The sequence below is a fragment of the Cystobacter fuscus genome (assembly GCF_044360685.1).
Classification (GTDB): Bacteria; Myxococcota; Myxococcia; order Myxococcales; family Myxococcaceae; genus Cystobacter; species Cystobacter fuscus_C.
The window spans coordinates 3,555,071-3,580,507 of sequence record NZ_CP043491.1; the positions used below are offsets into that span (position 1 = coordinate 3,555,071).

The 25,437-nt window shown below is 70.7% G+C and carries 21 protein-coding genes; 10 read left to right on the plus strand and 11 right to left on the minus strand.

Annotated features, from left to right (window positions below; genetic code table 11):
• Nucleotide 1: 1 nt before the first annotated feature.
• From hemA to F0U63_RS14635, 6 genes are all read left to right on the plus strand, one after another.
• Entirely contained in the window at nt 2–1,312 is a 1,311-nt protein-coding gene (gene hemA / locus F0U63_RS14610) for a glutamyl-tRNA reductase (RefSeq protein ID WP_395846516.1), read from the plus strand.
• Entirely contained in the window at nt 1,309–2,250 is a 942-nt protein-coding gene (hemC, locus tag F0U63_RS14615; RefSeq protein WP_395846517.1) for a hydroxymethylbilane synthase, read from the plus strand. The genes hemA and hemC overlap by 4 nt, the downstream gene beginning before the upstream one ends.
• 10 nt (nt 2,251–2,260) lie before the next feature.
• The gene (locus tag F0U63_RS14620) at nt 2,261–3,022 is read left to right on the plus strand and encodes a uroporphyrinogen-III synthase (RefSeq protein WP_395846518.1); all 762 of its coding nucleotides are present in this window, start codon (nt 2,261–2,263) and stop codon (nt 3,020–3,022) included.
• Nucleotides 3,023–3,119: 97 nt separating this feature from the next.
• Nucleotides 3,120–4,973, plus strand: a complete 1,854-nt coding sequence (locus tag F0U63_RS14625; RefSeq protein ID WP_395846519.1) for a GspE/PulE family protein — start codon at nt 3,120–3,122, stop codon at nt 4,971–4,973.
• A 74-nt stretch (nt 4,974–5,047) separates the two neighbouring features.
• Complete coding sequence (locus F0U63_RS14630; RefSeq protein ID WP_395846520.1) at nt 5,048–6,559, plus strand: metallopeptidase TldD-related protein; 1,512 nt, start codon at nt 5,048–5,050, stop codon at nt 6,557–6,559.
• Between the two features lie 11 nt (nt 6,560–6,570).
• Nucleotides 6,571–7,908: a TldD/PmbA family protein gene (locus F0U63_RS14635; RefSeq protein ID WP_395846521.1), complete on the plus strand. Its 1,338-nt coding sequence runs from the start codon at nt 6,571–6,573 to the stop codon at nt 7,906–7,908.
• Between the two features lie 18 nt (nt 7,909–7,926).
• Here F0U63_RS14635 and F0U63_RS14640 read toward each other — a convergent pair whose 3' ends face one another.
• The 7 genes from F0U63_RS14640 to F0U63_RS14670 all read right to left on the minus strand — a co-directional run bounded on the left by F0U63_RS14640 (nt 7,927) and on the right by F0U63_RS14670 (nt 16,111).
• Nucleotides 7,927–8,298 carry a VOC family protein gene (locus tag F0U63_RS14640; protein WP_395846522.1) on the minus strand — a complete coding sequence of 124 codons (372 nt, stop codon included), beginning with the start codon at nt 8,296–8,298 and terminating at the stop codon, nt 7,927–7,929.
• A 44-nt stretch (nt 8,299–8,342) separates the two neighbouring features.
• Entirely contained in the window at nt 8,343–10,886 is a 2,544-nt protein-coding gene (locus F0U63_RS14645) for a DUF1592 domain-containing protein (RefSeq protein ID WP_395846523.1), read from the minus strand.
• Between the two features lie 52 nt (nt 10,887–10,938).
• Nucleotides 10,939–12,240 carry a DUF1552 domain-containing protein gene (locus F0U63_RS14650; RefSeq protein ID WP_395846524.1) on the minus strand — a complete coding sequence of 434 codons (1,302 nt, stop codon included), beginning with the start codon at nt 12,238–12,240 and terminating at the stop codon, nt 10,939–10,941.
• 277 nt (nt 12,241–12,517) lie between these two features.
• Nucleotides 12,518–13,567, minus strand: coding sequence for a hypothetical protein (locus tag F0U63_RS14655; protein ID WP_395846525.1), 1,050 nt, complete (start codon nt 13,565–13,567; stop codon nt 12,518–12,520).
• Nucleotides 13,564–14,460, minus strand: coding sequence for a VanW family protein (locus tag F0U63_RS14660; RefSeq protein ID WP_395846526.1), 897 nt, complete (start codon nt 14,458–14,460; stop codon nt 13,564–13,566). Before F0U63_RS14660 ends, F0U63_RS14655 begins: the two co-directional genes overlap by 4 nt.
• 55 nt (nt 14,461–14,515) lie before the next feature.
• Nucleotides 14,516–15,433 (minus strand): aldo/keto reductase family oxidoreductase, encoded by a 918-nt coding sequence (locus F0U63_RS14665; protein WP_395846527.1) that lies wholly within the window; start codon nt 15,431–15,433, stop codon nt 14,516–14,518.
• 9 nt (nt 15,434–15,442) lie between these two features.
• A complete protein-coding gene (locus F0U63_RS14670; RefSeq protein ID WP_395846528.1) occupies nt 15,443–16,111 on the minus strand; it encodes a hypothetical protein in 669 nt (222 codons plus the stop codon).
• 211 nt (nt 16,112–16,322) lie between these two features.
• Between F0U63_RS14670 and F0U63_RS14675 the strand changes: the two genes are divergently transcribed.
• Nucleotides 16,323–16,817 carry a GbsR/MarR family transcriptional regulator gene (locus tag F0U63_RS14675; RefSeq protein ID WP_395846529.1) on the plus strand — a complete coding sequence of 165 codons (495 nt, stop codon included), beginning with the start codon at nt 16,323–16,325 and terminating at the stop codon, nt 16,815–16,817.
• 6 nt (nt 16,818–16,823) lie between these two features.
• On the opposite strand, the gene F0U63_RS14680 is transcribed toward F0U63_RS14675, so the two are convergent.
• The 4 genes from F0U63_RS14680 to F0U63_RS14695 all read right to left on the minus strand — a co-directional run bounded on the left by F0U63_RS14680 (nt 16,824) and on the right by F0U63_RS14695 (nt 21,362).
• Nucleotides 16,824–18,194: a hypothetical protein gene (locus F0U63_RS14680; RefSeq protein WP_395846530.1), complete on the minus strand. Its 1,371-nt coding sequence runs from the start codon at nt 18,192–18,194 to the stop codon at nt 16,824–16,826.
• Nucleotides 18,187–18,795 (minus strand): sigma-70 family RNA polymerase sigma factor, encoded by a 609-nt coding sequence (locus F0U63_RS14685; RefSeq protein WP_395846531.1) that lies wholly within the window; start codon nt 18,793–18,795, stop codon nt 18,187–18,189. Before F0U63_RS14685 ends, F0U63_RS14680 begins: the two co-directional genes overlap by 8 nt.
• Before the next feature lie 79 nt (nt 18,796–18,874).
• Complete coding sequence (locus F0U63_RS14690) at nt 18,875–20,020, minus strand: SDR family oxidoreductase (RefSeq protein WP_395846532.1); 1,146 nt, start codon at nt 20,018–20,020, stop codon at nt 18,875–18,877.
• Nucleotides 20,021–20,075: 55 nt separating this feature from the next.
• Nucleotides 20,076–21,362 (minus strand): NTP/NDP exchange transporter, encoded by a 1,287-nt coding sequence (locus F0U63_RS14695; protein WP_395846533.1) that lies wholly within the window; start codon nt 21,360–21,362, stop codon nt 20,076–20,078.
• A 235-nt stretch (nt 21,363–21,597) separates the two neighbouring features.
• Here F0U63_RS14695 and F0U63_RS14700 point away from each other — a divergent pair, with 235 nt between their 5' ends.
• The 3 genes from F0U63_RS14700 to F0U63_RS14710 all read left to right on the plus strand — a co-directional run bounded on the left by F0U63_RS14700 (nt 21,598) and on the right by F0U63_RS14710 (nt 25,411).
• Nucleotides 21,598–22,272 carry an NUDIX hydrolase gene (locus F0U63_RS14700; RefSeq protein ID WP_395846534.1) on the plus strand — a complete coding sequence of 225 codons (675 nt, stop codon included), beginning with the start codon at nt 21,598–21,600 and terminating at the stop codon, nt 22,270–22,272.
• A 56-nt stretch (nt 22,273–22,328) separates the two neighbouring features.
• Nucleotides 22,329–23,720, plus strand: coding sequence for an MFS transporter (locus F0U63_RS14705; protein WP_395846535.1), 1,392 nt, complete (start codon nt 22,329–22,331; stop codon nt 23,718–23,720).
• Nucleotides 23,721–23,845: 125 nt separating this feature from the next.
• Nucleotides 23,846–25,411 carry a hypothetical protein gene (locus F0U63_RS14710; protein ID WP_395846536.1) on the plus strand — a complete coding sequence of 522 codons (1,566 nt, stop codon included), beginning with the start codon at nt 23,846–23,848 and terminating at the stop codon, nt 25,409–25,411.
• Nucleotides 25,412–25,437: the final 26 nt, after the last annotated feature.

Here is a 25,437-nt window from a genome sequence, read left to right on the forward strand (position 1 = left end):
TATGGAGTTCCTGTGCATGGGTGTGTCGCACCGGACGGCTCCGCTGTCCGTGCGAGAGCGGCTCGCACTGCCCGAGTCCCAGCAGGTGGAGTTGTTGCGGCGCCTGGCCCAGGCGCCCCACGAGGCGATGCTCGTGTCCACGTGCAACCGGGTGGAGCTGTACATGGCCTCGCCGGACGTGTCCCAGGCCCGCGAGGTCGTGCTGCGCGAGCTCCAGGCGCTCGGCGGCCCCGAGGGGATGGAGCACCTCTACGAGCACCGGGGCGAGGACGCGCTGGTTCACCTCTTCCGGGTGTCGGCCAGCCTGGACTCCATGGTGCTCGGCGAGGCGCAGATCCTCGGTCAGGTGAAGGACGCGTTCGAGCGGGGGCAGGGCTCGGGGGCGGTGCGCGGCGAGCTGACGCGGGTGTGCGCCGCGGCGTTCGGTTGTGCCAAGCGCGTGCGCACCGAGACGGCCATCGGCCGCTCCGCCACCTCCATGGCCAGTGCCGCCGTGGCGCTCGCGAGCAAGGTGTTCGACGGGCTGCGTGACAAGACGGTGTTGCTGGTGGGCGCCGGGGAGATGTCGGAGCTGGCCGCGCGCCACCTCAAGCAGGCCGGGGCCACGCGGATGCTGGTGACCAACCGCACCTTCTCGCGCGCCGAGGCGCTCGCGGCGGAGGTGGGGGCCACCGCGCGGCCCTTCGAGGAGCTGCTGTCGCTGCTCACCTCGGCGGACGTGGTGGTGTGCAGCACCGCCTCGCCCGTGCCCCTCTTCACCCAGGAGAACGTGGCCTCGGTGGGCAAGGCGCGCCGCTTCCGCCCGCTCTTCATGGTGGACTTGGCCGTGCCGCGTGACATCGCCCCGGAGGTGGGCTCGCTGGACTGGGTGCACGCCTACGACCTGGACGACATCCAGAAGTTCGTGGCGGACAACGCCGCCGCCCGCGCCGAGGAGGCCCAGAAGGCGGGGGTGCTCGTGGCCCAGGAGGTGGCCCGCTTCGTGCGCGAGCGCGCCGTGCGCCAGGGGGTGCCGGTGCTCGCCCAGCTGCGGCAGCGCGGCGAGGCCATCGCCCGCGCCGAGGTGGAGCGCACGCTCGCCACGCTCGGTGACAGCCTCAACGACAAGCAGCGCAAGAGCGTGGAGGCCATGGCGCGCGCCATCGTCAACAAGCTGCTGCACGAGCCCACCGCGCGGCTGCGCGCCGTGGGGCCCGAGCACGAGGGCAACCGGCTGGCGGGCGCCGCCGCCGAGCTCTTCGGGCTCGAGAGCGCACAGGCCGCTCAGGAAGTCTCCGCCCCCAACGTGTTGGCCACGGGAGGCAAGGGATGAAGTCCATCCGCATCGCCACCCGGCAGAGTCCGCTGGCGCTCTGGCAGGCCCGTCACGTGGGCGCGCTGCTCACCCGGCTCCATCCCGAGCTGCAGGTCTCCTTCCTGGAGATGACCACCGCGGGCGACCGCTTCCTCGCCGCGCCCCTGTCCACCGTGGGCGGCAAGGGGTTGTTCGTGAAGGAGATCGAGCAGTGCCTGCTCGATGGCCGCGCGGACCTGGCCGTGCACAGCCTCAAGGACATGACGTCCGTGCTGCCCCCGGGCCTGCTGCTCGCGGCGCTCCCCACGCGCGAGGATCCCCGCGACGCGCTCTGCGGCCCTCCCGGCCTGTCGTTGGACGGGCTGCCCAAGGGAGCACGCGTGGGCACGTCCTCGCTGCGGCGCAGCTGCATCCTGCGCGCGCGGCGGCCGGACCTGGAGATCGTCAGCCTGCGCGGCAACGTGCAGACGCGGCTGGCGCGCATGCGCGAGCTGCAACTGCATGGCGCGGTGCTCGCCTTCGCGGGCCTCAAGCGCCTGGGGCTGGACTCGGAGATCGCCGAGGTGCTGCCCACCAGCGTGAGCCTGCCGGCGGTGGGGCAGGGCGTGCTCGCCATCCAGTGCCGCACGGAAGACGCCGCGGTGCGCGGCCTGCTCGCGCCGCTCGAGGACTCCACCACGCGCGTGGCGGTGACGGCCGAGCGCGCCCTCATGGCCCGCCTGGAAGGCGGCTGCACCGTCCCACTCGCGGGACATGCCACCGTGCAGGGCCAGACCGTCCACTTGCGTGGACTGGTGGGACGTCCGGATGGCACGAAGGTGGTGATGGGCGAGCGCAGTGGCCCGGTGGAGGCGGCACTCGCGGTGGGCGACGCGCTCGCGGAGGAATTGTTGTCGCGTGGCGCGGCGGACATCCTGCGTGATTTTGGTCGCCTCGCTTCCGCGCGGGAGTCCTAGAGTCGAGTCCGTGGACAGGCGACTCGAAGGTATCCGCGTTCTGGTGACGCGCCCCCGTGACCGCGCGGAGGAGCTGTGCTTCCTCCTCGAGGACGAGGGCGCGCAAGTGTTGCACGTGCCGTTGCTGGAGCTGGTGCCTCCGGAGGACGCGCGCCCGCTGATGGCGGCCGCGGAGTCCATCCAACGCTACAAGTGGGTGGTGTTCGCCAGCGCCTCGGCGGTGGACGCGTTGATGGAGGCGCTGCGCGAGGCGGGCACCACGCAACTGCTGTCGCCGGTGCGCTTCGCCGTGGTGGGGCCGCGCACCGCGCGCGCCGTGGAGGGCTACGGGCTGAAGGTGGCCGCCGAGTCTCCCAGCGGCACGGGCGAGGGGCTCGCCGAGGTGATGCGCCCCGCGCTGAGCCCGGAGGACGAAGTGCTGCTGCCCGCGGCGGAGGAGGGGCGGCGCGAGTTGGAGGACGCCTTGCGCGAGCACGGCGCGCGGGTGACGCGGGTGACGGCCTACCGCGCCCGGCCCACGGTGCTGCCCGACGAGACGCGGGCGCTGCTCGAGGCCTCGCCGCCCGACGTGGCCCTCTTCGCCTCGCCCCGGACGGCGGAGGCCTTCCTGGAGGACGCGGGCCGCGAGCGGCTCGGCGCGGCCCGGCTGGTGGCCATTGGCCCCACCACCGCGGCGGCGCTGTCCCAACTGGGCCTCGCGGTGGCCGCCGTGGCCGAGCGCCCCACCCCGGAGGCGCTCGTGGAGGCGACCGTCCGGGCGGTTCGCGGATAGACTGCTCTTCCCGTCCCAGGTGTGGTTGCCTGGGAGCCGCCGTGAACGCGCCGGGATTGCCTGGTGCGCTGGCCGTGTTGCTCGTGGCCGCAAGGAGATGCCTTTGCCCGCGCCCGTGACCCCGTCCGCTCCCCCTTCGTCCCGGAGCAGAAACGACTTCTCGCTCACCTTCGTGCTCGACGCGCTCGTCACCCAGCGGGTGCTCACCGCCGAGCAGGCGCAGAACATCCTCGCGCGCGAGCAGGCCGCCCGGGCCCGGGTCCTCAAGAACCAGGGCGTCGCGCCCAAGGACTCGACGCGCTACGACGTGTCCCCCGTGGAGATCGTCGCCGCCTTCCAGGTGCCGCTGGCGGAGGGCCGCGGCGTGCTCGACGAGGACCGCGTCACGGAGATCGCCGCGCGCGCCGCCGGCATCCCCTACAAGAAGGTGGATCCGCTCAAGCTGGACATGGCGCTGGCCACCCGCACCGTCTCCCGGCCCTTCGCCCAGAAGAACGTGCTGCTGCCGCTCGAGCGCGGCCAGGACGGCCGGCTGGTGGTGGCGGTGGCCAACCCCTTCGATCAGGAGCTCTTCGAGAGCATCCACGTGCTCACCGGCATGCCCATCGATCCGGTGCTCGCCTCCAAGGGCGACATCCTCCGGGCCATCGCGGACATCTACGGCTTCAAGCGCACGCTGGCCAAGGCGGCGGATGACTTCAGCGCCAACCCGGGCAACTCGCCGCAGGTGAGCAACTTCGAGCAGCTCGTCACGCTCAGTGGCCGCCAGGAGCTGGACGCCGCGGACCAGCCCGTGGTGCAGGCGGTGGACTACCTGCTGCGCTACGCCTTCGACAACCGCGCCTCGGACATCCACATCGAGCCCAAGCGCACCACCTCGCTCGTGCGCCTGCGCATCGACGGCGTGCTGCACCCCGTCTACACCCTGCCCGCGGGCGTGCACCCGCCCATCGTGTCGCGCGTGAAGATGCTCTCGCGCATGGACATCTCCGAGAAGCGCAAGCCCCAGGACGGCCGCATCAAGACGGAGCGGGACGGCCGCGAGGTGGAGTTGCGCGTGTCCTGCCTGCCCACCGCCTTCGGCGAGAAGGTCGTCATCCGTGTGTTCGATCCGGAGACGCTGGTGCAGGACATCGCCCAGCTCGGCTTCGATCAACAGGAGAAGACCGTCTTCCAGTCGTGGATCGAGCAGCCCCACGGCATCATCCTCGTCACCGGCCCCACCGGCAGCGGCAAGACGACCACGCTCTACTCGGCGCTCAAGGCCGTGGCGGGGCCGGACGTGAACGTCACCACCATCGAGGATCCCATCGAAATGGTGTGGGACGGCTTCAACCAGGTGCAGGTGCAGCCCAAGGTGGGGCTCGACTTCGCCAACGCCCTGCGCAGCATCCTGCGCCAGGACCCGGACGTCATCATGGTGGGCGAAATCCGCGACGAGGAGACGGCGGAGAACGCCGTGCAGGCCGCGCTCACGGGCCACCTGGTGCTCTCCACGCTGCACACCAATGACGCCATCGGCTCGGTATCCCGGCTCAAGGACCTGGGCGTGCCGCCCTTCCTGCTCGCCCAGAGCCTCATCGGCATGATGGCCCAGCGCCTGCTGCGGCGCGTGTGCCCGCACTGCGCCCAGCAGACGTCGCTCACCCAGGACGAGCTGGCCATGCTGGGCACCCCCATCCCCCTGCTGCCCAACGGGGTGCGCATCGTCAAGGGCGTGGGGTGCGTGCGCTGCCGGGGCACCGGCTACTGGGGCCGCACGGGCGCCTTCGAGATCGTCAACATGAACAACGAGCTGCGCGAGTTCATCTCCCGCGGCGCCAACCCCACGCAGATCCTGGACGCCGCGCGCCGGGCGGGCACGCGCACCCTGCGCGAGGCCGCCGTGCGAAAGCTCGCCATGGGTCTTACTTCCTTCGACGAGGTGGTGCGCATGACGTCCCTGAGTTGAGCCGGGACCCGGTTCCACCCGGGGTGCGCGAAGATGGGTACTCGAGAAGTGCACGGCAGTTGAGGAGACACGGGATGACGCGACAGGACCTGGTGGGTGGCGGCACGGACGAGGCACTGCTTGGCGGTGCGGAGGCGGAGCGGACGGGCACTCGAGGGCCCGCGGAAGGAATCGGGTATTTCGCCCGCTTCGGCGTCACCGAGACGCTCATCCGCGAAACGCTCGCCGCGGCGCTCTCGCGCGGCGGGGACTACAGCGACTTGTTCTTCCAGCACCGCGTCTCCACCTCCATGTCGCTGGAGGACGGCGCGGTGAACCGGGCGTTCACCACCGTGGAGCTCGGCGTGGGGGTGCGCGTCGTCAAGGGAGACCAGACGGGCTACGCCTACACCGAGGAGCTGTCGCTGGAGGCGATGCGCAGCGCGGCGCGCACGGCGGCGGCGATCGCGGAGGGACCCTCGCGGGCCGGCCCCCAGCACTTCCACGTCTTCAAGGACCTTCCAAAGCGCTACGTGCTCCAGGCCGGCTGGGACGCCGTGCGCCCCGAGCAGAAGCTGCCCATCCTCGAGGGGCTCAACTCGGCGGCCTTCCAGGCCGACGGCCGCGTGGCCAAGGTGAGCCTGTCCTTCTCGGATGAGCATGGCGCGGTGCTCGTGGCCGACAGCACCGGGCGCATCGTCGAGGACGTGCAGCCGATGACGAGCCTCTACCTGTCGTGCGTGGCCGAGCAGAATGGCAAGCGCGAGCAGAACGCGTACGGCGTCGCCGGCCGCGCGGGGCTGGACTTCTACTCGCGCGACCGGCTGGACCGGATCGTCCGCGAGGCGGTGGCGCGCACCACCATCCTGTTCGACTCCGTGCAGCCGCCGGCCGGGGAGATGCCGGTGGTGCTCGCCGCGGGCTCCTCGGGCATCCTCCTGCACGAGGCCATCGGCCACGGCATGGAGGCCGACTTCAACCGCAAGGGCACGTCCATCTACGCGGACAAGCTCAACAAGCCCATCGCCCACCCCTTCGTGAACATCGTCGACGACGGCACGAACGAGCACGCGCGCGGCGCCATCAACGTGGACGACGAGGGCAACGTGCCGGGCAAGACGATGCTCGTGGAGAATGGGGTCCTCACCACCTTCCTCCACGACTCCATCTCCGCGCGCCACTACAAGGTGAAGCCCACGGGCAACGGCCGCCGCGAGAGCTACCGCCACGCCCCCCTGCCGCGCATGCGCTCCACGTACATGCTGCCGGGGCCCCACACGCCCGAGGAGATCATCGCCTCGGTGAAGAAGGGCATCTACTGCTCCAACTTCACCAACGGCCAGGTGAACATCGGCGCCGGTGACTTCACCTTCTACGTGAAGAACGGCTACCTCATCGAGGACGGCAAGCTCACGCGCCCCATCAAGGACGTGAACATCATTGGCAACGGGCCCAAGGTCCTGGAGAAGGTGGACATGGTCGCCAATGATCTCGTCATCGACGAGGGCGGCTGGACGTGCGGCAAGGATGGGCAGGGCGTGCCCGTGTCCCAGGGCATCCCCACCGTCCGGGTCGCGTCCATCACCGTGGGCGGGCGCAACGCGTGAAAGAGGCCGGCATGAGCACGACGAACAGCACGAGTCTGGAAGAGACGGCGCGGCGGGCAGTGGACCTGGCACGCCGGCACGGTGCCAACGAGGCCTCGGCCACCGCGGGCCGCATGCGGGAGCTGGAAGTGCAGTGGCGCGATGGCCGCGTGGAGAAGGTCTCCGAGGCGACCACCCGCGGCCTGTCGCTCCAGCTCTTCGTCGACGGGCGCTACTCCGCCGTCTCCACGAGCGACCTGCGCCCCGAGGCGCTCGAGCGCTTCATCTCCGACTCCATCGCGATGACGCGGGTCCTCACTCCGGATGAGCACCGCCGCCTTCCCGAGCCCGAGTTCTACGCGGGGCGCGCCAGCCTGGATCTGATGATCGAGGATCCGCGCCAGGCGCAGCTCTCCTCCGAGGAGCGCCAGCGCTTCGCCCGGGAGCTGGAGGAAGGTGCGCGCTCGGCGGATGCCAAGGGCGCCATCCTCTCGGTGACCACGGGCTTCGGCGACCTGTCCCGCGAGGTGTTCCGCGTCACCTCCAATGGCTTCGAGGGAAGCGCGCGCTCCACGCAGTTCGCCGCCTCCGCGGAGGTGAGCGTGCAGGATCCGGATGGCCGCCGCCCGGAAGAGGGGGACTCCGGCTTCGCGCGCTTCTTCGAGGATCTTCCCTCGGCGGCTGCCCTGGGCCGCCGTGCCGGAGAGCGGGCCCTGGGCCGCGTCGGCGCGGTGAAGGGCGCGTCGGCGGTGCTGCCGATGGTCGTCGACAACAAGGCCGCGGGTCGGCTCGTGTCGATGCTCCTCTCGTCGATGGTGGGCGGGGCCATCCAGCAGAAGCGCTCGTTCCTCGATGGGAAGCTGGGCCAGCAGGTGGGCAGCGCGCTGCTGTGCCTCTCCGATGATCCGCACCTGAAGCGGGGACTCGGCTCGCGCCTGTTCGACGGCGAGGGCATCACCTCCCGCCCGATGGCGCTGTTCGAGGAGGGCGTGCTGCGCACGTACTTCATCGACAGCTACTACGCCCGCAAGCTCCAGACGCGTCCGACGACGGGGGGCCCCTCCAACCTCTCCTGGAAGCTGGGGACGAAGGAGCGCGCGGGGCTGCTGGCGGACCTGGGCGAGGGCATCCTCGTGACGGGCTTCCTCGGGGGCAACTCGAGTGCCCTCACCGGTGACTTCTCGCTCGGCGTCCAGGGCTTCCGCGTGCGCGGAGGACAGCTCGCCGAGCCCATCAGCGAGATGAACATCTCCGGCAACCAGTTGGATCTGTGGAAGCGGCTGGTGGCCGTGGGCGACGATCCCTACCGCTACAGCACCTCGCGCACGCCCACGCTCGTCTTCGAGGGCGTGCAGTTCGCGGGCACGTAGCCGGGGGCCGCCGGGCCCTCACGCGGGCTCGATGAAGTTCAACCGGTAGCCGTCGGGATCCGCGAGGACGATTTCCCGTGTGTGCCACGGCTGCCGGGTGGGGCCATCCACGCTCACCCCGAGCGCCTGGGCACGCGCGGCCACCTCCTCCACGCTCAGCGCGCCCACCCGGATGCCGATCAGCACGCCCGCGCCCCGGCGGCCCTCCACCGGCAGCGCCGCGGGCGCCTTGACCAGGTACACCTCGGCCTGGTTCTCCCACCGCAACTGGAGGAAGGGCGGATCCGAGCGCAGCCGCTTGAAGCCGAGAGCCTCGTAGAAGGCCGCGGAGCGCTCGACATCCGAGACGAGCAGCTTCACGAAGGACGACAGCAGGGTTTCAGTCTCCATGCGCGCCGTCTGTATCACGCACGGCGCGCCGGAGGTCCACCGGGTCAGCGCTTGGCGCAGTAGCCGAAGTTGGTGCTGGCCCCCGCCGCGAGCTGGCTGTTCCAGGACTCGCCGGTGAACGTGACCACGCTGCCGGACGCGCTGGCGTAGGAGCTCCAGGCGTTCGTCAGGGTGCCCACGATCGTCACGGAGACCCGCCAGGTGACCGTGGTCGTCCCCTTGTTCGTCAGCTTGATGTTGTTGCAGTAGCCGGTGCCCCAGTCGCTCTGGACGCTCTGGGTGAGCTGGAGGCCGCCCGGGGGAGGGGGCGTGCCCGCGTCGGTGCTCGTGCCGCCATCGGGGGGACGCGTGCCGCCATCCGTGGTGCCCGTGCCGCCGTCGGTGGTGCCCGTGCCGCCATCGGGGGGACGCGTGCCGCCATCCGTGGTACCCGAGCCGCCGTCGGTGGTGCCCGAGCCGCCGTCGGTGGTGCCCGAGCCCCCGTCGGGGATGCTCGTGCCCCCGTCCGTGGACGTGGGGGGCGGCTCCGAGATGTCCTCGCCCCAGCGCTGGGTGAAGCGGGGCAACTGGGTCACGGAGACGATCAGCTCCGGAATGCTCAGGGAGTTCTGGCGGAAGCGCTTCGTGAGCTGGCTGGCGGCGCAGGTGTTCTCCTCGCCCGCCACGCCGTAGGCGAAGCGCAGCCACTGCAGGGAGAAGCAGTCCGCCACGTCCGGGCTGCTCGCGAGCTTCACCTGGAGCCCATCCACGCCCACGAAGGTGCCCTGGGTCGACTTGGAGGCCAGCACCTCGCCGCTCGCGTCCACCAGGTCGCCATTGGCCATCTTCGGCTTGTAGCGGCCCACGCTGTCGAACTGCTCGAAGCCAAAGCCGATGGGATCCATCAACTGGTGGCACGTCGAGCAGGCCGCGTTGCGCGAGTGCTCCTGGAAGCGCTCCCGGTTCGTCTGTTGCGTGCCGGTGTCCCCCAGCTCGAGATCCAACCCCGGCGGCGCGGGCGGCAGCGGCTGGCACAGCAGGCGCTCGCGCACGAGCTTGCCGCGGCGCACGGGAGAGGCCGCCTGCGGCGTGGCCTGCGCGGCGAGGATGCCGCCATGGGTGAGGAGCCCGCCGCGGCCCGTGCCCGTGAGCGACCACATGTTCGCCCCGCTGGGCGAGGTCGTCCCGCCCACGGGCATGTTCAGTCCGTAGAACGTCGCCAGGGTGCTCGAGGCGAACGTGTAGTCCGCGGAGAACAGCTCGGAGAGCTGGCCGCTGCCCTGGCGCACGATGTGATCGAACAGCTCCAGCGTCTCCGTCTTCATCGCCTTGCGCAGCTCGGGGCTGAAGTTGGCGAGGACCAGGGGATCCTTCTGCACCTGATCCACCCGCTCCAGCTCCATCCACTGGCTCACGAAGTGGTTGAGCAGCGGGCGGCTCCGGGGCGAGGTGAGCATCCGGCGCGCCTCGGCGGCGATCTGCTCCGGCGTGTGCAGCTGGCCCTGCTTCGCCTTGGCGAAGAGCTCCGCGTCCGGCATCGAGCCCCAGAAGAGGTACGACAGCTCCGAGGCCACCTCGTAGTCGGTGAGCACGTACCGCCCGGCGCCCTGGTGCACGCCCAGCTCGGAGCGGTAGAGGAAGTTGGGCGACAGGAGCATGGCGCTCGTCACGGCCTTGATGCCCTCGAGGTAGCCCTCCTCCGCCGACACCTTCGTGTAGAGCGCCTGGTAGCGCGTGCGCTCCGTCTCCGTCAGCGGGGCCCGGAAGGCCCGCGCGCCGAAGTCCTGGATGAACTGGAGCGCGCAGGCCGCGCTCGCCGAGCACGAGACGTGCCGGGGCAGCTTCTCCACGGCGGCCAGGGCGGCCTCCTCGGAGGCTCTCAGGAGCTTGTCGGTGAGCAGCTGGCCCACGGTCCGGGCCGCCGCGGCGTTGTCGAAGCCGTTGGCCACTTCCTCCGCCGGCAGGGCCTGGCCCCACGTGGAGGGCTCGTCCAGGTAGAGCAGATCGGTGAGGGTGTTGTCGTACTCGAAGCGCGTGAGCATGCGCAGCTGCCGCCGGGCGGTGGGATCGAGCTCATCCGCCGGGCAGGTCTCCTGCGCGGGGGGCGGGGCGTCGCAGGAGCCGGGCTCGCCCTGGGCGCGCTGGGTGAAGCGCTGGAAGTCCGCGTAGAGCGCGCTGTCGGGGCTCAGCAGCTTGCCGCCGCCATGGCCCAGGGGATGCTGGCCCGAGGGCTTGAGCAGCAGCAGCGAGGTGCCGTCGTACTGCAGGCGCGCCACCGCCCGCACCGTGTCGAGGTTGTCCTCCTCCGCGCCGGGCTGTCCCTCGGGGGTGAGCACCAGGCGCGTGCCCGCCGCGATTCCCCCGGCGTTGTGGCAGGTGATGCACTGGGAGGACATCACCGGCTCCCACAGCCGGGTGCGGAAGAACTCCGCGTCATCCGGGCAGCCGGCCGGATCTGTCGGGCTCTCTCCCCCCTGCTGGGGCGGAAATTGATCGGAGGGCCCTCCCGTGGAGGGAATCTCCGCCCCGGGCGCGGCCGGAGGGGCCACCCCACAGGCGAGGGAAGAGGCAAGGGTGCCAAGGGCAACGAGGTGCCGGAAGGTCAGCACGGGTCCACCTGCGGGGGAGGGGAGGGGAAGAATCGGGAGAGGGGGGCGCGGGTCAGACGAGCCCGGAGAGCGGGCCGGTGGAGCGGGAGGCGTCACCGAAGGTGTCGAGCGTGAGGCCCATGCCCTGACAGACCGAGGTGAGCAGCTTCTGGTGCGGCGTGCTGGTGTAGCGCAGGTAGCGCCCGAAGCGGAACGGCGTCCCCGAGCCCCCGGCGAGGATGAAGGGCACCGAGCGGCAGGTGTGCAGGCGGCTGTCGCCGAGCTCCTTGGCCCAGAGCACCAGGGTGGAGTCGAGCATCGTGCCGCCCGTGGTGCTCGAGAGATCCGGGCGGGCCTGGAGCGCGTTGAGCAGATAGGCGAACTGCTCGGCGAACCAGCGCTCGCACTTGACGAAGCTCGCCACGCCCGCCGTGTTCGAGTCCACCTTGTGCGACAGCTCGTGGTGGGCTTCCGAGGCGCCCGCCCAGGTGAAGACCTGGGGCGCGATGGTGTGGGACCACTGCAGGGACGCCACGCGCGTCATGCCGCAGGCGAGCGCGTTCACCAGCAGATCCATCTGCATCTTCCCCACCAGGGGGAAGTTGGCGTTGGCCTTGGCATCGATGACGGCGGGGGTCTGGCCGGGCGTGCACGCGGTGGTGCTGGCCGCGGCCAGGGCCTGCTCCGTCTGGCGCAGGGCCTGGAGGTGCTGCTCGAGCTTGAGCTTCTCCTCCGCGCCCACCTCCGCGGACAGGGCGGAGAGATCCGTGCGCGCCACGTCCAGCATGCTCTTGCGGCGGCGCAGCAGCCGCTCGGCCGCGCTCGAGGAGGTGTCCCCGGTCGAGCCGAAGAGGCGCTGGTAGGCATTGAGTGGCACGTCCTCGGGAGACACGAAGGAGCCCGGCGCCGAGTAGGACATGCGCGTGGATTTCGAGGCACCCCAGAGACTCGTCTGGACGCCGAACTCCAGCGACTTGAAGCGCGAGCCCAGGCCCACCTTGCTCGCGACGTACTGGTCGATGGACATGCCCGCGGTGGTGCTGCTCGCCGTTCCACTGCCCGTGAGCATGTGCGACATGCCCGGATCGTGGTTGTCCGCCCCCACGAAGTCGAGCCCATCACAGACGAGCAGCTTGCTGCGCAGTGCGTTGAGGGGCTCGAGCACGCTGCCCGCGGCGAACGTGAAGCTCGTCTCCGTGCCCGTGGGCCGCCAGAACTTGTGCACCGTGCCATTGGGCGTGAAGAAGACGATGAGCCTCTTGGCCGCGACGGGCGTCGCCGCCTGGGCCTCGCCATTGAGCAGCCGTACCAGGGGAGACGCCAGCAGCGTGGCGCCAATACCCGCGGTGAATTGTCTTCGCCCCAATCGACTCATCGCACCGACTCCCATCCCGTCATTGCGTGGTTCCAGCCCGTGGGTCTTCAGGCCGAGTCCGGGGTCAATCCCTCTCCAGGAATCCGGGTCGGACGAGAAGGCCTTGACTCCCATCTAGTCAGGCCTTGCTCTGATTGATCATTAATAAAATCTGGCGGAGCTGTCCATGAGTCATCGCAGACATTCCTGGAGTGGTGGCGGACCCAGGTAGGAAAGACAACTCCTGCTGACTACGTGGCAATCCAATACAAATACAGTCCCGCCGGATAAATCCTGCTCAACCGCCCAGGGCATCCAACCGCGAGAGCACCGCGGGCACATCGCCGCGCGGCACTTCGTGACAGGAGTGAAAACCCGAGGCCCGGTCCGTGGCGATGATGGGGAGGCCCCTGGCCGCCGCGAGGGCCACTTCCGCCGGGTAGCTCTCGCACCAGGACAGGGCCAGCACGGCGTCCACGCCATGAAGGCCGCGCTGGGTGTGCGCCGTCACCCGGGTGAGCCGGGGGTGTTCGAGCCCTCGGAGGTCCGTGCCTTCCGTGGGCCGTACCCACAGCCGCCACCGAGGACGTGCCTCGAGGATCGCCAGGGCCTCGCGCAATCCGCTCCGGGCCAGGGCGGGACCGGCGAGCAGCGCCACCCGCTCCGCTCCTCCCACGGCCCTGGGTGCTGGGGACTCGGACGCCTCGTGGACGCGCAGCTCGCGCAGTCGCTCCCGCGCGCAGCCGTCGGCCACCAGGTGCTCGCGCAGGAACCTGCCGCGCACCCAGATTTCGTCCGCGAGGACGCGCTCCGCTTCCTGCCGGGCCACGTCCGCCGCGCGTGCCCGGTGGTTGCGCAGGAAGGCCTCCTCCGGGTGGTGGCTCGCCGCCTCGTCCAGATCGGCGTGCAGTTGCCTCAGTGAGGGCAGATCCTCCACCAGCACACACCGCGCCCCCCGGCGGCGGGCCACCGCGAAGAGCTCGCGTGCGCACAAGGAGGGCGCAATCACCGTCTCCACCCGTGCCGGGAGCAGGGGCGCCACGGCGCGCGCCACCCACTCGCGCAGCCGGAAGCGGGACGAGAAGCTCGCCGCCGCCGAGCGTCCGCTCCACCTCATCCCCGCCTCCACCGCCCACCACCCCGGCAGTCCCCACACCCGGTGGTGACCGGCCTCCGGGACCGTCCGCCTCCGCCACGCCGCGCGGAGCCGCGAGGGCAGCGCGCCCCACTGCTCGGGGCCTTCCGGCAGGGACCACGGCGCGAGCACCCGTGCCGGAGGGCCCTCGCCCAGGAGGGAGGACAGCCGCGGCAGCCACGGCGCGGGCTCCGGAGCGATGACGAGCCTCATGGGCGCGGCTCCGGGCGCACGGGCACCTCGACGCGCGCGTGGCACGCCGTCTCTCCACAGGTGAGGCAGGTGCGCTGGCGCTCCTTGGGGTTGAGCAACCGGCGCCGGTTCTCGGCCACGGGGCCCTCCTCCAGGACACGTCCGGTGGACAGCTCCTCCACCCGCCGGAGGATCCGATTGGAGCGCACCCACCCCTCGGGGGTTTCCACCAGGGAGTCGTCCTCGGACCAGAGCCGGGAGCGGGTCCGGGGCGCGGCCTCCCCGTGGAGCGTGAGCCGCAGGGAGTCCCCCACGACGCGGGCCCCGAGCCGCACCGGCCCCTCGCGCGGCGCCACCACCAGGTCCACGTAGGGCCAGGCCACCGTGGCGTCCATTCCCCACAGGGCCTCCTCTAGAGGAGGGACGGCCTCCATCGTGTGGCCGGCGCGCTCCAGCACCCGCCAGCCCTGGCGCGCCGTCAGCTCGAAGAGGGCATTGGCCAACAGGCAGATGCCTCCGCCGATGGAGGGCGTGAGACAGCCGCCCCGGAGCGACAGTCCATGGCGGTAGCCCGCGTGCTGCGAGAGCCGGCCGAGGACGCGCCAGAAGGAGAGGGGCCGCTCGGGGGTCACCCACAGCCCATCGAAGGCGGGCGCCGCGAGCCGCAGGTTGTGCTGCTTGCCGGCTTCCAGCACGGGGTCCGCCTCGGGATCCACGCGCGCCATGTCCACGCGGTGCGAGGCCAGCAGCACCGTCAGGCCGCGGGTGGGCGCCAGCTCGGGACGGGGCCATCGCTCGGGCGTGGCCGCCCAGCGCACCAGCCGCTCCGACTGGAGCACGAGCTGCTTGGTGCGCCGCCACAGCAACTCGGGCGGGGAGAGTTCCACGAGACGGGACGCGGTGCGCGGGGCCATATCCACCCCGCATGATGCAACAACCCGGCTCGGCCCGGGCACCCTCCCCGGGGTTTCAGGGCACCTCGGTGCCCTGGGCGGCGCTCCACACGGAGAACCAGTCCTGGGTGTCCAGGTGCAACGACAGCGCGCGGACGGCCGAGGTGATGCGACCGGTGTCGTTGGTGCCCAGCACGGGGATGATGCGCGCGGGGTGCCGCAGCAACCACGCGTAGAGGATCTGCTCGGGGAGCGCCTCGTGCTTCTGGCCCAGGCTCGCGAGTACCTCGCGCACCCGCGTCTCGGCGGGCCCCCCACCCGTCAGCAGCCGTCCCCCGGCGAGCGGGGACCACGCCATGGGACTGATGCGCTGGCGCAGACATTGATCGAGCGTTCCATCCAGGAAGGGCTCGGGCCGCAGGGGGTGGAGCTCCACCTGGTTGGTCACCAGGGGGAAGGGGAGCCAGCTCGCGAGCATGTCGAACTGGGCGGGCGTGAAGTTGGACACGCCCAGGTGGCGCACCTTGCCCTGGGCTCGCAGCGTCTGGAGGGCCTCGGCCACCTCCGAGGGCTCCAACAAGGGGCTGGGCCGGTGCAGCAGCAGCACGTCCAGGTAGTCCGTGGCGAGATGGCGCAGCGACTGCTCCACGGACGCGATGATGTGCTGGCGGGAGTAGTCGTAGTGCTTGAGCCAGTGGGCGGGCCGCGCGGGATTCACCAGCATGATGCCGCACTTGGTCACCAGCTCCATGCGCTGCCGCAGTCCGGGCTGGGCACGGAGCGCGGCGCCGAACGCCTCCTCGCACTGGTAGCCGCCGTAGATGTCGGCATGGTCGAAGGTGGTGATGCCGCAATCCAGACACGTCTGGATCTTCTCCAGCACCCGTTGGACGCCAGCGCCCTGGGGATCCTGGAACAGGCGCCATACGCCATGGACGAGCCGGGAAACCTCGGGCCCCTGGGGGGCCATGGTCACGCGCGAGAGGAGGGTCATCCGGTCACCTTAGAGGTACACGTTGAACAGCAGGCCCGTGGTGCCGAAGGGGATGTGGAAGTTCTGTCCGCCCCCGTCGATGCGCAGCGCGAGGCCCAATGTGCCCGCCACGCTCACCCGGGGGACGAAGTAGTACTCGACGCCGAAGCCGCCCTGGATGCCGAAGCCGATCGCCTGCCCGTAGTCGAGCTGGAGGCCGCCCTCGATGAAGGGGCGCAGGTTGCCGCCGAGCAGGTGGTGGCGCACGCCCGCGCCGACGGAGAACCCCACACCGAAGGCCGGCGTGAGGGCCACGTCGAGCCCCAGGTTGAAGCGCAGGGAGTCCGCCGGGGTCAGGTGGATGAAGCCGCCCACCGTGGGCAGGCCGCTGACGCCGAGCACCACGCCCTTGGCGCCGGCCACCGCGGCGGTGCCGTCTCCCGCGCTCGAGTCCGAGGCATTCGACTGAGTGGGGGCGGGTGCCGGCGCGGGGGCGGCCCTCGGTGCGGGGGCGGGCGCCGGAGCAGGGGCGGGCGCTGGCTCGGGGGCGGGCTCCGGCACGGGAGCGGGCGCCGGCGCGGGGGCGGCCGGCGCGGGAGCGGCCTTCGGCGCGGGAGCGGCCTTCGCCTTCGGCGCGGCGGCGGCGGGGAGCACCGGCAGCAGGAGGCAGGCGACGGAGGACAGCAGGGCGGAGCGCATGGTGTGGGACCTCGCGAGAGGGAAGGAATTCGGGGCGCACTTATAGTGGGAGGACTCCCCTGCCTGGGGCCCAACCTCGTCTGGTTCGTCACGGACCTTCGAGGGGAACTCCCATGGGAGGGATGGGCGGAGTTTTCTGCCTTTCCTGGAAAGAAAAAGGATTGTGGTGTTTCCGCCGATGTTGGAGAACCGGCGGGCGGAGGATGTAGCCATGGGTAAGAGAGCGGGGGTGAAACGGGACGAGGCGGCCGTGGGCCGGTTCGTCGAGCGTTTCGCCCTGGCGCTGTCGGACGACGGGTTTCCCCGCATGCCCGCCCGGGTGTTCGTGGGGTTGCTGGTGTCGGAGCAGGAGACGCGGACGGCGGCCGAGCTGGCCCAGCAACTCCGGGTGAGTGCCGCGGCCATCTCCGGCGCCGTGCGCTACCTGGTGCAGATGGGCATGGTGGCGCGCGAGCGCGAGCCGGGACAACGCAGCGACCACTACCGGGTCTCCTCCAATGCCTGGTACGAGGCGCTCGCCCGGCGCGACCAGATGCTGCTGCGCTTCGAGCAGGGGCTGCGCGAGGGCATCGACGCGGTGGGCGCGGAGAGCGTGGCCGGTCTGCGGCTGGAGGAGTCGCGGCAGTTCTTCGATTTCGTCCGGGGAGAGATGCCGCGCCTGCTGGCGCAGTGGCGCGAGCAGCGCGCCGCGAAGGGCCGGGGCTGAGCGCGCTCACTTTGAGTCGGGACAGCCCCCCACCTGATCGTAGTGGGTTCCCCAGAGGTTCGTCTTGAGACGCAGCTCGCGAGCCCGGGCGGCCCCCAGCTTGTCGGACAGGGCGCGCTCGTAGGCGTCACCCAGGGTCGCGTTGAAGCGAATCAGGCGCTCCGCCGGGGGCAGGTCAATGAGCTGGGCGGGAGGCCGCGCGAGTCCCGCCCGCTCCTGGGAGATGCGCTGGTAGGCCCGCATGGCATCCTCCCGGCGGGATTTGTCGAGGATCTCCTGTTCCAGCGCGCTGGGGCTCAGCGCGTGGGCGCCGTTCTCATCCCCAGTGGCTGCCACGTAGATGGCACGCAGCTTCGCGAGGGATTCGGCGAAGAAGGTGTTGGTGACCTCGACCACCACCTCCGCTTCGTCCTCCGTCATGCCCACCGACTGCATCATCTTGGGCGCCGGCTTGCTCACGGGCTCCAGTTGGAGGGCCGGTTGATCCCAGCGGAGCTTGCAGCTCCTGGCCATCTTCAGGAGTTCCTCCTGGGAGGGTTCCAACCAGTTGGCCCGGCGGGAAACGGCGCTGTTCCGTCGCTCGCTCTCGAGGGACTCCAGCTCCCGCACCCGTGCCCGCAGCGTGGTCAGCTCGGCCACGTAGGCGGATTCCCGGGTCCTCCAGGATGGAGGAGCCTCCGCGGCTGTGGCCTCGTCACTGGGCGGGGAGCCGGGCGCGGCTGGCGCGTCCGTCAGGAGGGCGGGAGCGGGGAGGAGGCGCGGCGTGGCTCCCACCTTCAGCTCCACCCGCTCGCCCGGACCGGCTTCCCGGGCTCCCGCGGAGCTGGTGGCGAGGACCTGGCCCTCGTGGACGGTCAGGAACACGGTCGCGGTGAGCGCCGCGCCCACCGCCGCGCTGGTGAGGGACTGCCTGGAGGGAAGCATGGGGTGTACCTCGAGGGTGAAGCAGGTGCCGTGAACGGAGACCTGGCCGGCGGGGGTGTCCACCTGGAAGTCCGTCCCGGTGTCCACGCGGTAGAAGACACGGCCCGCCGGTTGCCGGACGCGCACGGGTCCCCGGCGGCCCGCGCTCCAGTTCAGTTGGGTTCCCGGCTCGGCCACGGCGAGCGCGGACGCTCCCAGGCGCACCGTCTCTCGCTTCGAGAAGGCGCGCTCGCCGGACAGGGGCTGTCCGGCGCCGTCCATCACCCATCGCGCCGCGCCCCAGAGCAGGACGCACAGCACGGCGGCCGCCGCGGCCAGCATGCGCGGGCGCAAGCGACGGGGCGCGGGGGAGAGCCGGGCGAGGACCCGCTCGTCGAGGCCCGGGGCGACGGGCGGCACCTCGAAGGCGGACAGGTCCAGCCGCTCGGGATCGGACTCGGGGTGTTCAGCCATGGGAGGACTCCAGGAGGGCACGCATGGCGGCACGGGCGCGTGACAGCCGGCTCTTGACGGTGCCCAGGTCGAGGCCGAGTGCCTCGGCCATCTCCGCGTACTCCAGGCCGTGCATCTCGCGCAGCACGAGCACGGCGCGCTGATCCGCTGGGAGCTGGCCGAGCGCGCGGCGGATGGCCTCGCCGAGGGCGCGGCGCTCGGCGAGCGCGTCGGCACGGTGGGGCCCGGCCACGGGCAGCGAGGACAGCTCGGCCATGGGGACGAGCAGGGTGGGGCGGCGCAGCTCGTTGAGGGCGAGCCGGGTGGCGATGGTGAGGATCCAGGTGGACAGCTTCGCCGGGCCCTGGGGAAGGAAGCCCGGCAGGGCGCGGTAGACGCGCAGGAAGGTCTCCTGGGTGCAGTCCTCGACGGAGCCCTCACGGCCACTGGGGGCGAGCAACCGGTAGAGCAGCGCGTGGACGGCGTCCTGGTGGTGGAGCACGAGGGCGCGGAAGGCCGTGGTATCCCCGGCGCGGGCGCGCTCCACCACGGTGGGGGCGAGCTCGCCCGGTGCCGTCCGAGGTGAAGGGGCGCGTGGCCCGAGGATCGCCAGGATTCCCATTCCGCCTGCTTCCACCCGCGAGGCACGGAAAGGTTCCCGGGGGGCCGCGATTATTTCCCATCCGGCCCCGGGTTCCCCATCACCCCGCCTGGGCGGGCCGCGCCTGCCGCTGATGCCACGCGGCGAGCACCTCGCGCTCCCGCTCCGGAGGGAGGCCGCCGCGCTTGCGCAGTTTCTCCTGCTGGTCCGGAGTCAGCCCCCGGAACCAGGCCAGGGTGTCGCGCGCGGTGTCCACGACGGGGCGGAACTTCAGGCCTCGCGCCACGGCCCGGGCATTGCTGACCTGGCCGACGCCCGCCGAGTCCCCGGTGGAGGGAACCCAGACGGGCAGGTCGCTCCAGCCGCTCACCTTCTGCTGCTCCAGGAAGGCGGCATCGGCCCAGGTGAAGGTGGCATCGGACTGGCTGGCCTGCTTGCACGCCTCGAGCATCTCCCGGACGGTGAGTGGCCGGGTGGGGCCGGTGGCGTTGAAGACGCCGAAGTCGCGGTTGTCGAGCGCGTGCAGGGTCCACTCGGCCAGGTCCCTCACGTCGATGAACTGCACCGGATCCGAGCCGTCTCCGGGCGCGAGCACCTCGCCGCCCCGCGCCACGCGCTCGGGCCAGTAGGTGAAGCGCTGGGTGGGATCCTCCGGGCCGACGATGAGACCCGGGCGGATGTTGGTGGTGCGCCCGGGGAAGGCCGCCTCCGCCTCCTGTTCACAGAGCGCCTTGAGCGCGCCGTAGTTCTCCTCGCCGATGGTCTCGTTGGCGGGGTCGCTCGTGGTGGCCACGGGCGCGGTCTCGTCCAGGCCCGGCCGGGTCATGTCCTTGTAGACGGAGATGCTGGAGATGAAGACGTACTGGCCCACGTGGGGCGCCAGGAGTTGGGCCGAGGCGCGCACCAGGCGGGGCACGTAGCCGGAGGTGTCGATGACGGCATCCCACGTACGGCCCTCGAGTGCCTTCAGGCCCTCGCCCTTGTTGGGGTCGCGATCCCCCTGGAGCTTCTCCACGTCGGGGAAGAGCTGGGGCCGCGTCTTGCCGCGGTTGAAGAGGGTGACGGTGTGGCCGCGCGCGCGCGCCGCCTCCACGAGCTGGGGGCCCAGGAAGGCCGTGCCTCCGAGGATGAGGATGCGCTTGCCTCCCCCCTTGGGCGCGGACGTCCGGGTGGTGGCACAGCCCACGGTCCAGAGCGAGCCGAGTGCGGCGGCTCCCTGCAACAGCCCTCTACGAGACAGCTTCATGGGGAACGACCTCCTCTTGAGGAAATCCGAAGGAAAGGAACGCAATGCCGTGGAGTCAGCGGGCCGCGTCCGTGGACGCGCTCCAGGCGGGCTCCGGCGCGGGCAGGTGGGCGCGCGAGTAGCGGGCGAGCCAGAGGGACACGGTGAGCCACAGACACGCGACGGGCACCGCCGACAGCGCGAGTCCCGTGGGGCCCAGCCCCAGCACGTCGAGGCCCCGGTACAGCCAGGAGCTCACCGTGTCGCTGCCGCGGTACACCACTGTGTCGATGAAGCCCTTGGACTTGTACTTCGTCTCGCGGTCCACGCCGGTGAAGAGGATTTCGCGTCCGGGGCGCTCGAGCGCGTAATGCGAGGCATTGCGCAAGGCCTTGAACGAGATGAGCATGCCCATGCCGGGCAGCAGCGCGAGCCCAGCGAACCCGAGCGCGGTGAGCAGGGGTGCCACCGCCAGGGCCGCGCCCAGACCGAAGCGGTGGATGAGCCGGCCGGTGACGCCCAGTTGCAGCACGAGCGTGAGCACCTGCACCCAGAAGTCGATGTTCGCGAACGCGGCCGCGCGTGCGTTGGCGCCGGAGGCCCCCCGGTCCACGATGTGGACCTGCTGGTAGTAGAGGAAGGTGGAGGTGGCGGCGTAGAGGAGCATCTGCAGCGCCAGGCCGCGCAGCAGGGGGGAGGAGAACAGCAGCCGCAGGCCGGCGAAGACGCCGCCGCCCACGGGCGCCTCGGCGGTGCTGGCCCGGGCGGGGGCGAGGGTCTCCTGCCGGGACAGCCGCCGCACACACCGGGCGCTGGCCTCCAGCAGCACCGCGGTGACGAGCATCAGGTTCGTGGCGCCCACGGGCTCGGCCAGGAGCTTGACGAGGAAGGGGCCCACCAACATGCCCGTCGTGCCCCCCGCGGCGATGAAACCAAACAAGCGCCGGCCCTGCTCGTTGACGAACAGGTCCGCCATGAAGGTCCAGAACACGGAGACGACGAAGAGGTTGTAGACGCTGACCCAGACGAAGAAGGCCCGCGCCACCGCGTCCCGGTCCACGCCCAGCTTCAGCACTCCGAAGAAGATCAGCAAGTGGAGCAGGAAGAAGCGGTAGACGAGCGGCAGGACGCGCCGCCGGGGCCAGCGCGACACGAGCGCGGAGAAGATGGGCACCGCCACGAGCATCACGAGGAAGGTCGCCGTGAAGAGCCACGGCACCCCCTGGACGCCCTTGGCCGTCGCCATCTCATCCCGCAGGGGCTTGAGGATGGCGTAGCCGCACATCAGCGTGAAGAAATAGAAGAAGGACACGAGGACCGGGCCGATCTCTTCGTCCTTCACGTTCACGAATCGCTTGAGCATGGCCCCCACGCCGCTGAGTAGGCGTGCGAGTTCAACCTGCCGCGGGTGGGGATATTCCCAGGGCCGCGAGCCGGGGGTTGTTCATGACGGCCCGCGTGTTGTCGTCTTGATGACGCGCGAGGCCGTCGGGGCGGGAATGTGGAAATCGACCGCCCCGGGGTCCGGGCGAGGTACGACAGTATTCCGGGGGGAGGCGGTACGGCCCCGCGTCACGATCTTGGTTCAGGGAGCGGTCATGCGTTCGAGCAGTCAGTCCTCGGTCACGGACATCGAGGTCATCGAGGATTTCTCGGCCACGGCGAGGTGCGACGAGGGCTTTCTGCGCGTGCGCAGGCTGCGGTGTCAGAACCGGCGCGCGGACGGGACGGCGTCCAAGGTGTACCGGGTGGACGTGGTGGACCGGCCGCGGTTGGACGCGGTGGCGGTGCTGGTGTACCGGCGGGGCGAGTCGGGGCTGGAGGTGCTCACGCGGATGAACCTGCGGCCGGCGGCGTACTTCCGGCGCGGCAAGGACATGACGGTGCCGGACGCGGCCAGCTACCTGCGGGTGGAGGAGATCGTCGCGGGTCTCTTGGAGCTCGAGGACAAGGGCGAGGCGGGCCTGCGGCACCGGGCGGCCGAGGAGGTGCGGGAGGAGGCGGGCTATGACGTGCGGCCCGAGGAGGTGCGGCTGCTCGGGGCGGGCTTCTTCGTGGCGCCGGGCATCCTGTCGGAGAAGGTGTTTCCGGCGGCGGTGGACGTGACGGGCCGGGAGCCCGGCGTGCCCAAGGGAGACGGCTCGCCCCTGGAGGAGGGCACCGAGGTGCGGTGGCGGCCCATCCGCGAGCTGCTCGCGCTGTGCCGGAGTGGGGAGGTGCCGGACGCGAAGACGGAGCTGTGCATCCTGCGGCTGCTCGCCGAGCAGGAGTGATTCACTCGGGGCGTGATTGGCGGTGGGGCGCCAAGGCGGGTAGGGTGCCCGGCGCCATGCATGACGCCGCCCCCTCGTCCTCGTCGCCTCGGCCGGAGTATTCGCGGGCCTTCCGCCTGCGCCGCGCCCAGAACTGGCTCACCCTCGGCACCATGTACGCGGCCATGTACATGGGCCGCTACAACTTCTCCTTCGCCAACGCCACGTTGTCGGGGCAGTACGGGTGGAGCAAGACGCAGGTGGGCGCCATCATCAGCGCGGCCACCTTCATCTATGGCCTGTCCGCCATCTTCAACGGCCCTCTGGCGGACCGGATCGGCGGGCGCAAGGCCATGCTGGTGGGCGCCGCGGGCGGCACGGTGTTCAACCTGGCCTTTGGCCTGGGTGCCTATCTGGGCTTCCTCGGCACGGGGCCGTTGCTGCTCGGCTACCTGGCCACGGTCTGGTCGCTGAACATGTACTTCCAGTCCTACTCGGCCCTGGCGCTCATCAAGGTGAACTCGGGCTGGTTCCACATCGCCGAGCGCGGCGTGTTCTCCGCCATCTTCGGCTCGATGATCCAGGGAGGCCGGGCGCTCATCTACTTCATCGGGCCGCTGCTGGTGGCGACGCTGCCCTGGCCCTTCGTGTTCTTCGTGCCCGCGGCGGTGATGTCGCTGCTCGGGTTCTTGACCTTCCTGTGGGTGCGCGACTCGCCGGACGAGGCGGGCCTGCCGCCGCTGGACACGGCGGATGCCTCCAGCGGGTACACCGGCCAGGTGGACTTCAAGTACGTGGCGCGCGTGGTGTTCACCAACCCCGTCACCCTCACCATCGCGGCGGCCGAGTTCTGCACTGGCTTCGTGCGTCATGGCTTCGAGCAGTGGTTTCCGCGCTACATGCTGGAGGCGCAGAAGCTGCCGCTCAACAGCCCCGTCTTCCAGAAGGGCGCCACGGGGGTGGTGCTCGCGGGCATCGCGGGCGCGTTCGCCGCGGGCTTCATGTCCGACCTGCTCTTCAAGGCGCGCCGGCCCCCCGTGGCCTTCATCGGCTACGCGCTGCAGGTGGTGTGCATGGCCATCATCTGGAAGGCCCCCAGCATCGATCTGGTGATCGCCGCCTTCGTGGTGAACTCCTTCTCCATCAGCATCGTGCACTCCATGCTCTCGGGCACCTCCTCCATGGACTTCGGGGGACGCAAGGCCGCGGCCACCGCGGCCGGCATGTTCGACGGCATGCAGTACGTGGGCGGCTCGGTGGTGGGCGTGGGCATGGGCTCGCTGTTGGATCACTTCGGCTGGGGCGCCTGGGGCCCGAGCATGATCGGCTTCTCCCTGGTGGGGGGCCTGCTCATGCTCACGCTCTGGAATGCCCGTCCCAAGGCGCATGGCGGTGCCGGCGCGTCCTCGGTGGCCACGGCGGCTCCTCCTCCCGCGACCGACGCCTCCCAGGCCAGCTCCGGGCCTTGATGTAGGTGCCGGGGCCAGACCCTTGGGGTCCCAAGGAGGTGGGGCCTGCGTCCTGGGGGGGTGGAGGGTGACCTTGTCCCCGGGGGCCTCTGTCGTGTGACAGTTCTGTGACTTAGAGTCGAGGGGTGTCCCCGACACCCTCGCCCCTGTTGCAGAACCGGTTGGAAGTCCACGACCGCAAGCAGTTCGAACTCAAGCTCGAGTATCAGCCCTCCGGGGCGGATGACGAGACGCGCTATGTCGTCGAGACGTACCTGTTCCTTCCGTCGAGTCTGAACATCGACGCGGAGACGTATCCGCGCGCGAGCTTCTACGGGGACATCCACAACTACGTGCGCTTCAAGACGCCGGTGATGAGCCTCGAGGAGGTGTTGTTCTCGGGGCGCTCGCCGCTGATGAGGCTGGAGGCGGCGCTGCGCACGGGGCTGATGGGGGAGAGGGATCTCGTCTATCAGGCGAAGCTGTTGTCCTGTGTGTTCCGGGGCGCACTGCGGCGCTTCGCGCGGGACGTGGAGGATCACTGCGAGAGCCTGGGCCGGGCGGCGGCGTCCGAGGGGGGTTGCGCGCGGCTGGAGGGCGACGCGAGGGCGACGCGCATGAGCGTGCGGCAGATCCTGGAGCGCTTCCGCACGTGGGTGCGCGCGGTCAACCAGCATGGATTGAAGGAGAAGACGCGCGCCTCGCTGCGCCTGGTGGACGAGTACCTGAGCCTCACGGTGGAGCAGTTCTTCCGCAAGGCCGTGGCGGACATGGCCGAGCAGCCCCGGGCGGGTTTCTCCTTCGAGCTGCGCAAGGAGCTGATGGACGAGGTGGTGCGCGAGGAGAAGTACCGCCGCGACAACCAGCTGCGCTCGGTCATCAGCCCCACGGGGGACAACGAGGAGTACCTGCACCGCTTCGGCTTCCTGAAGAAGTTCTGCATGAACATCCTCTTCCTGTCGGCGCGGAGGGATCAGAAGCGCCAGGGATGGGAGGAGGTGCTGTTCGCGCTCGCGGCGGGGGTGGCCATGGCGTTCGCCTCGGCGGTGGCCATCTGGGCGCAGGGCCGCTACACGCAGGCGAGCCTCAACTTCTTCCTCATCATGATCGTGGGCTACATGATGAAGGATCGCATCAAGGAGGGGATGCGCCGCATCTTCAGCCAGGTGGCGGCGCGGCATCTCTATGATCGCACGGCGCGCATCGTGGAGCCGGTGACGGGGCGGTGCCTGGGCTCGTGCCAGGAGAAGGTGGACTACTGGCGTGCGGCGCGGGTGCCGGAGGAGGTGGCCGCGCTGCGCTCGCGCGATGATCTCATCACCGCGTCCCAGGGGGAGCTGTCCGAGACGGTGCTGCGCTACCAGAAGCAGGTGGTGCTGGACGTGGACCTGCTGCCGCGCACCGAGCGGGGGGTGGAGGGCATCACCGACATCATCCGCATCAACGTGGGGCGCTTCCTGCGCGACATGGACGAGCCGGAGTACGCGCTGGAGTACGTGGACCTGGAGGACTTCTCGGTGGGGCGGGTGCGCGGCGCCAAGAGCTACCAGGTGGACCTGGCCTTCCGCTTCATCGTCCAGGAGGCGGGGCAGGAGCGGGTGTCGCTGCACCTGGTGCGGCTGGTGCTGGACCGCAACGGCATCAAGCGGATGTTGCGTCTGTACCCCGAGCAGCAGCCCCCCCGGCCCGAGCCGGTGCGCTCGGCGGCCTGATCGGTTGAATTCCCCTCCCCCCGGGG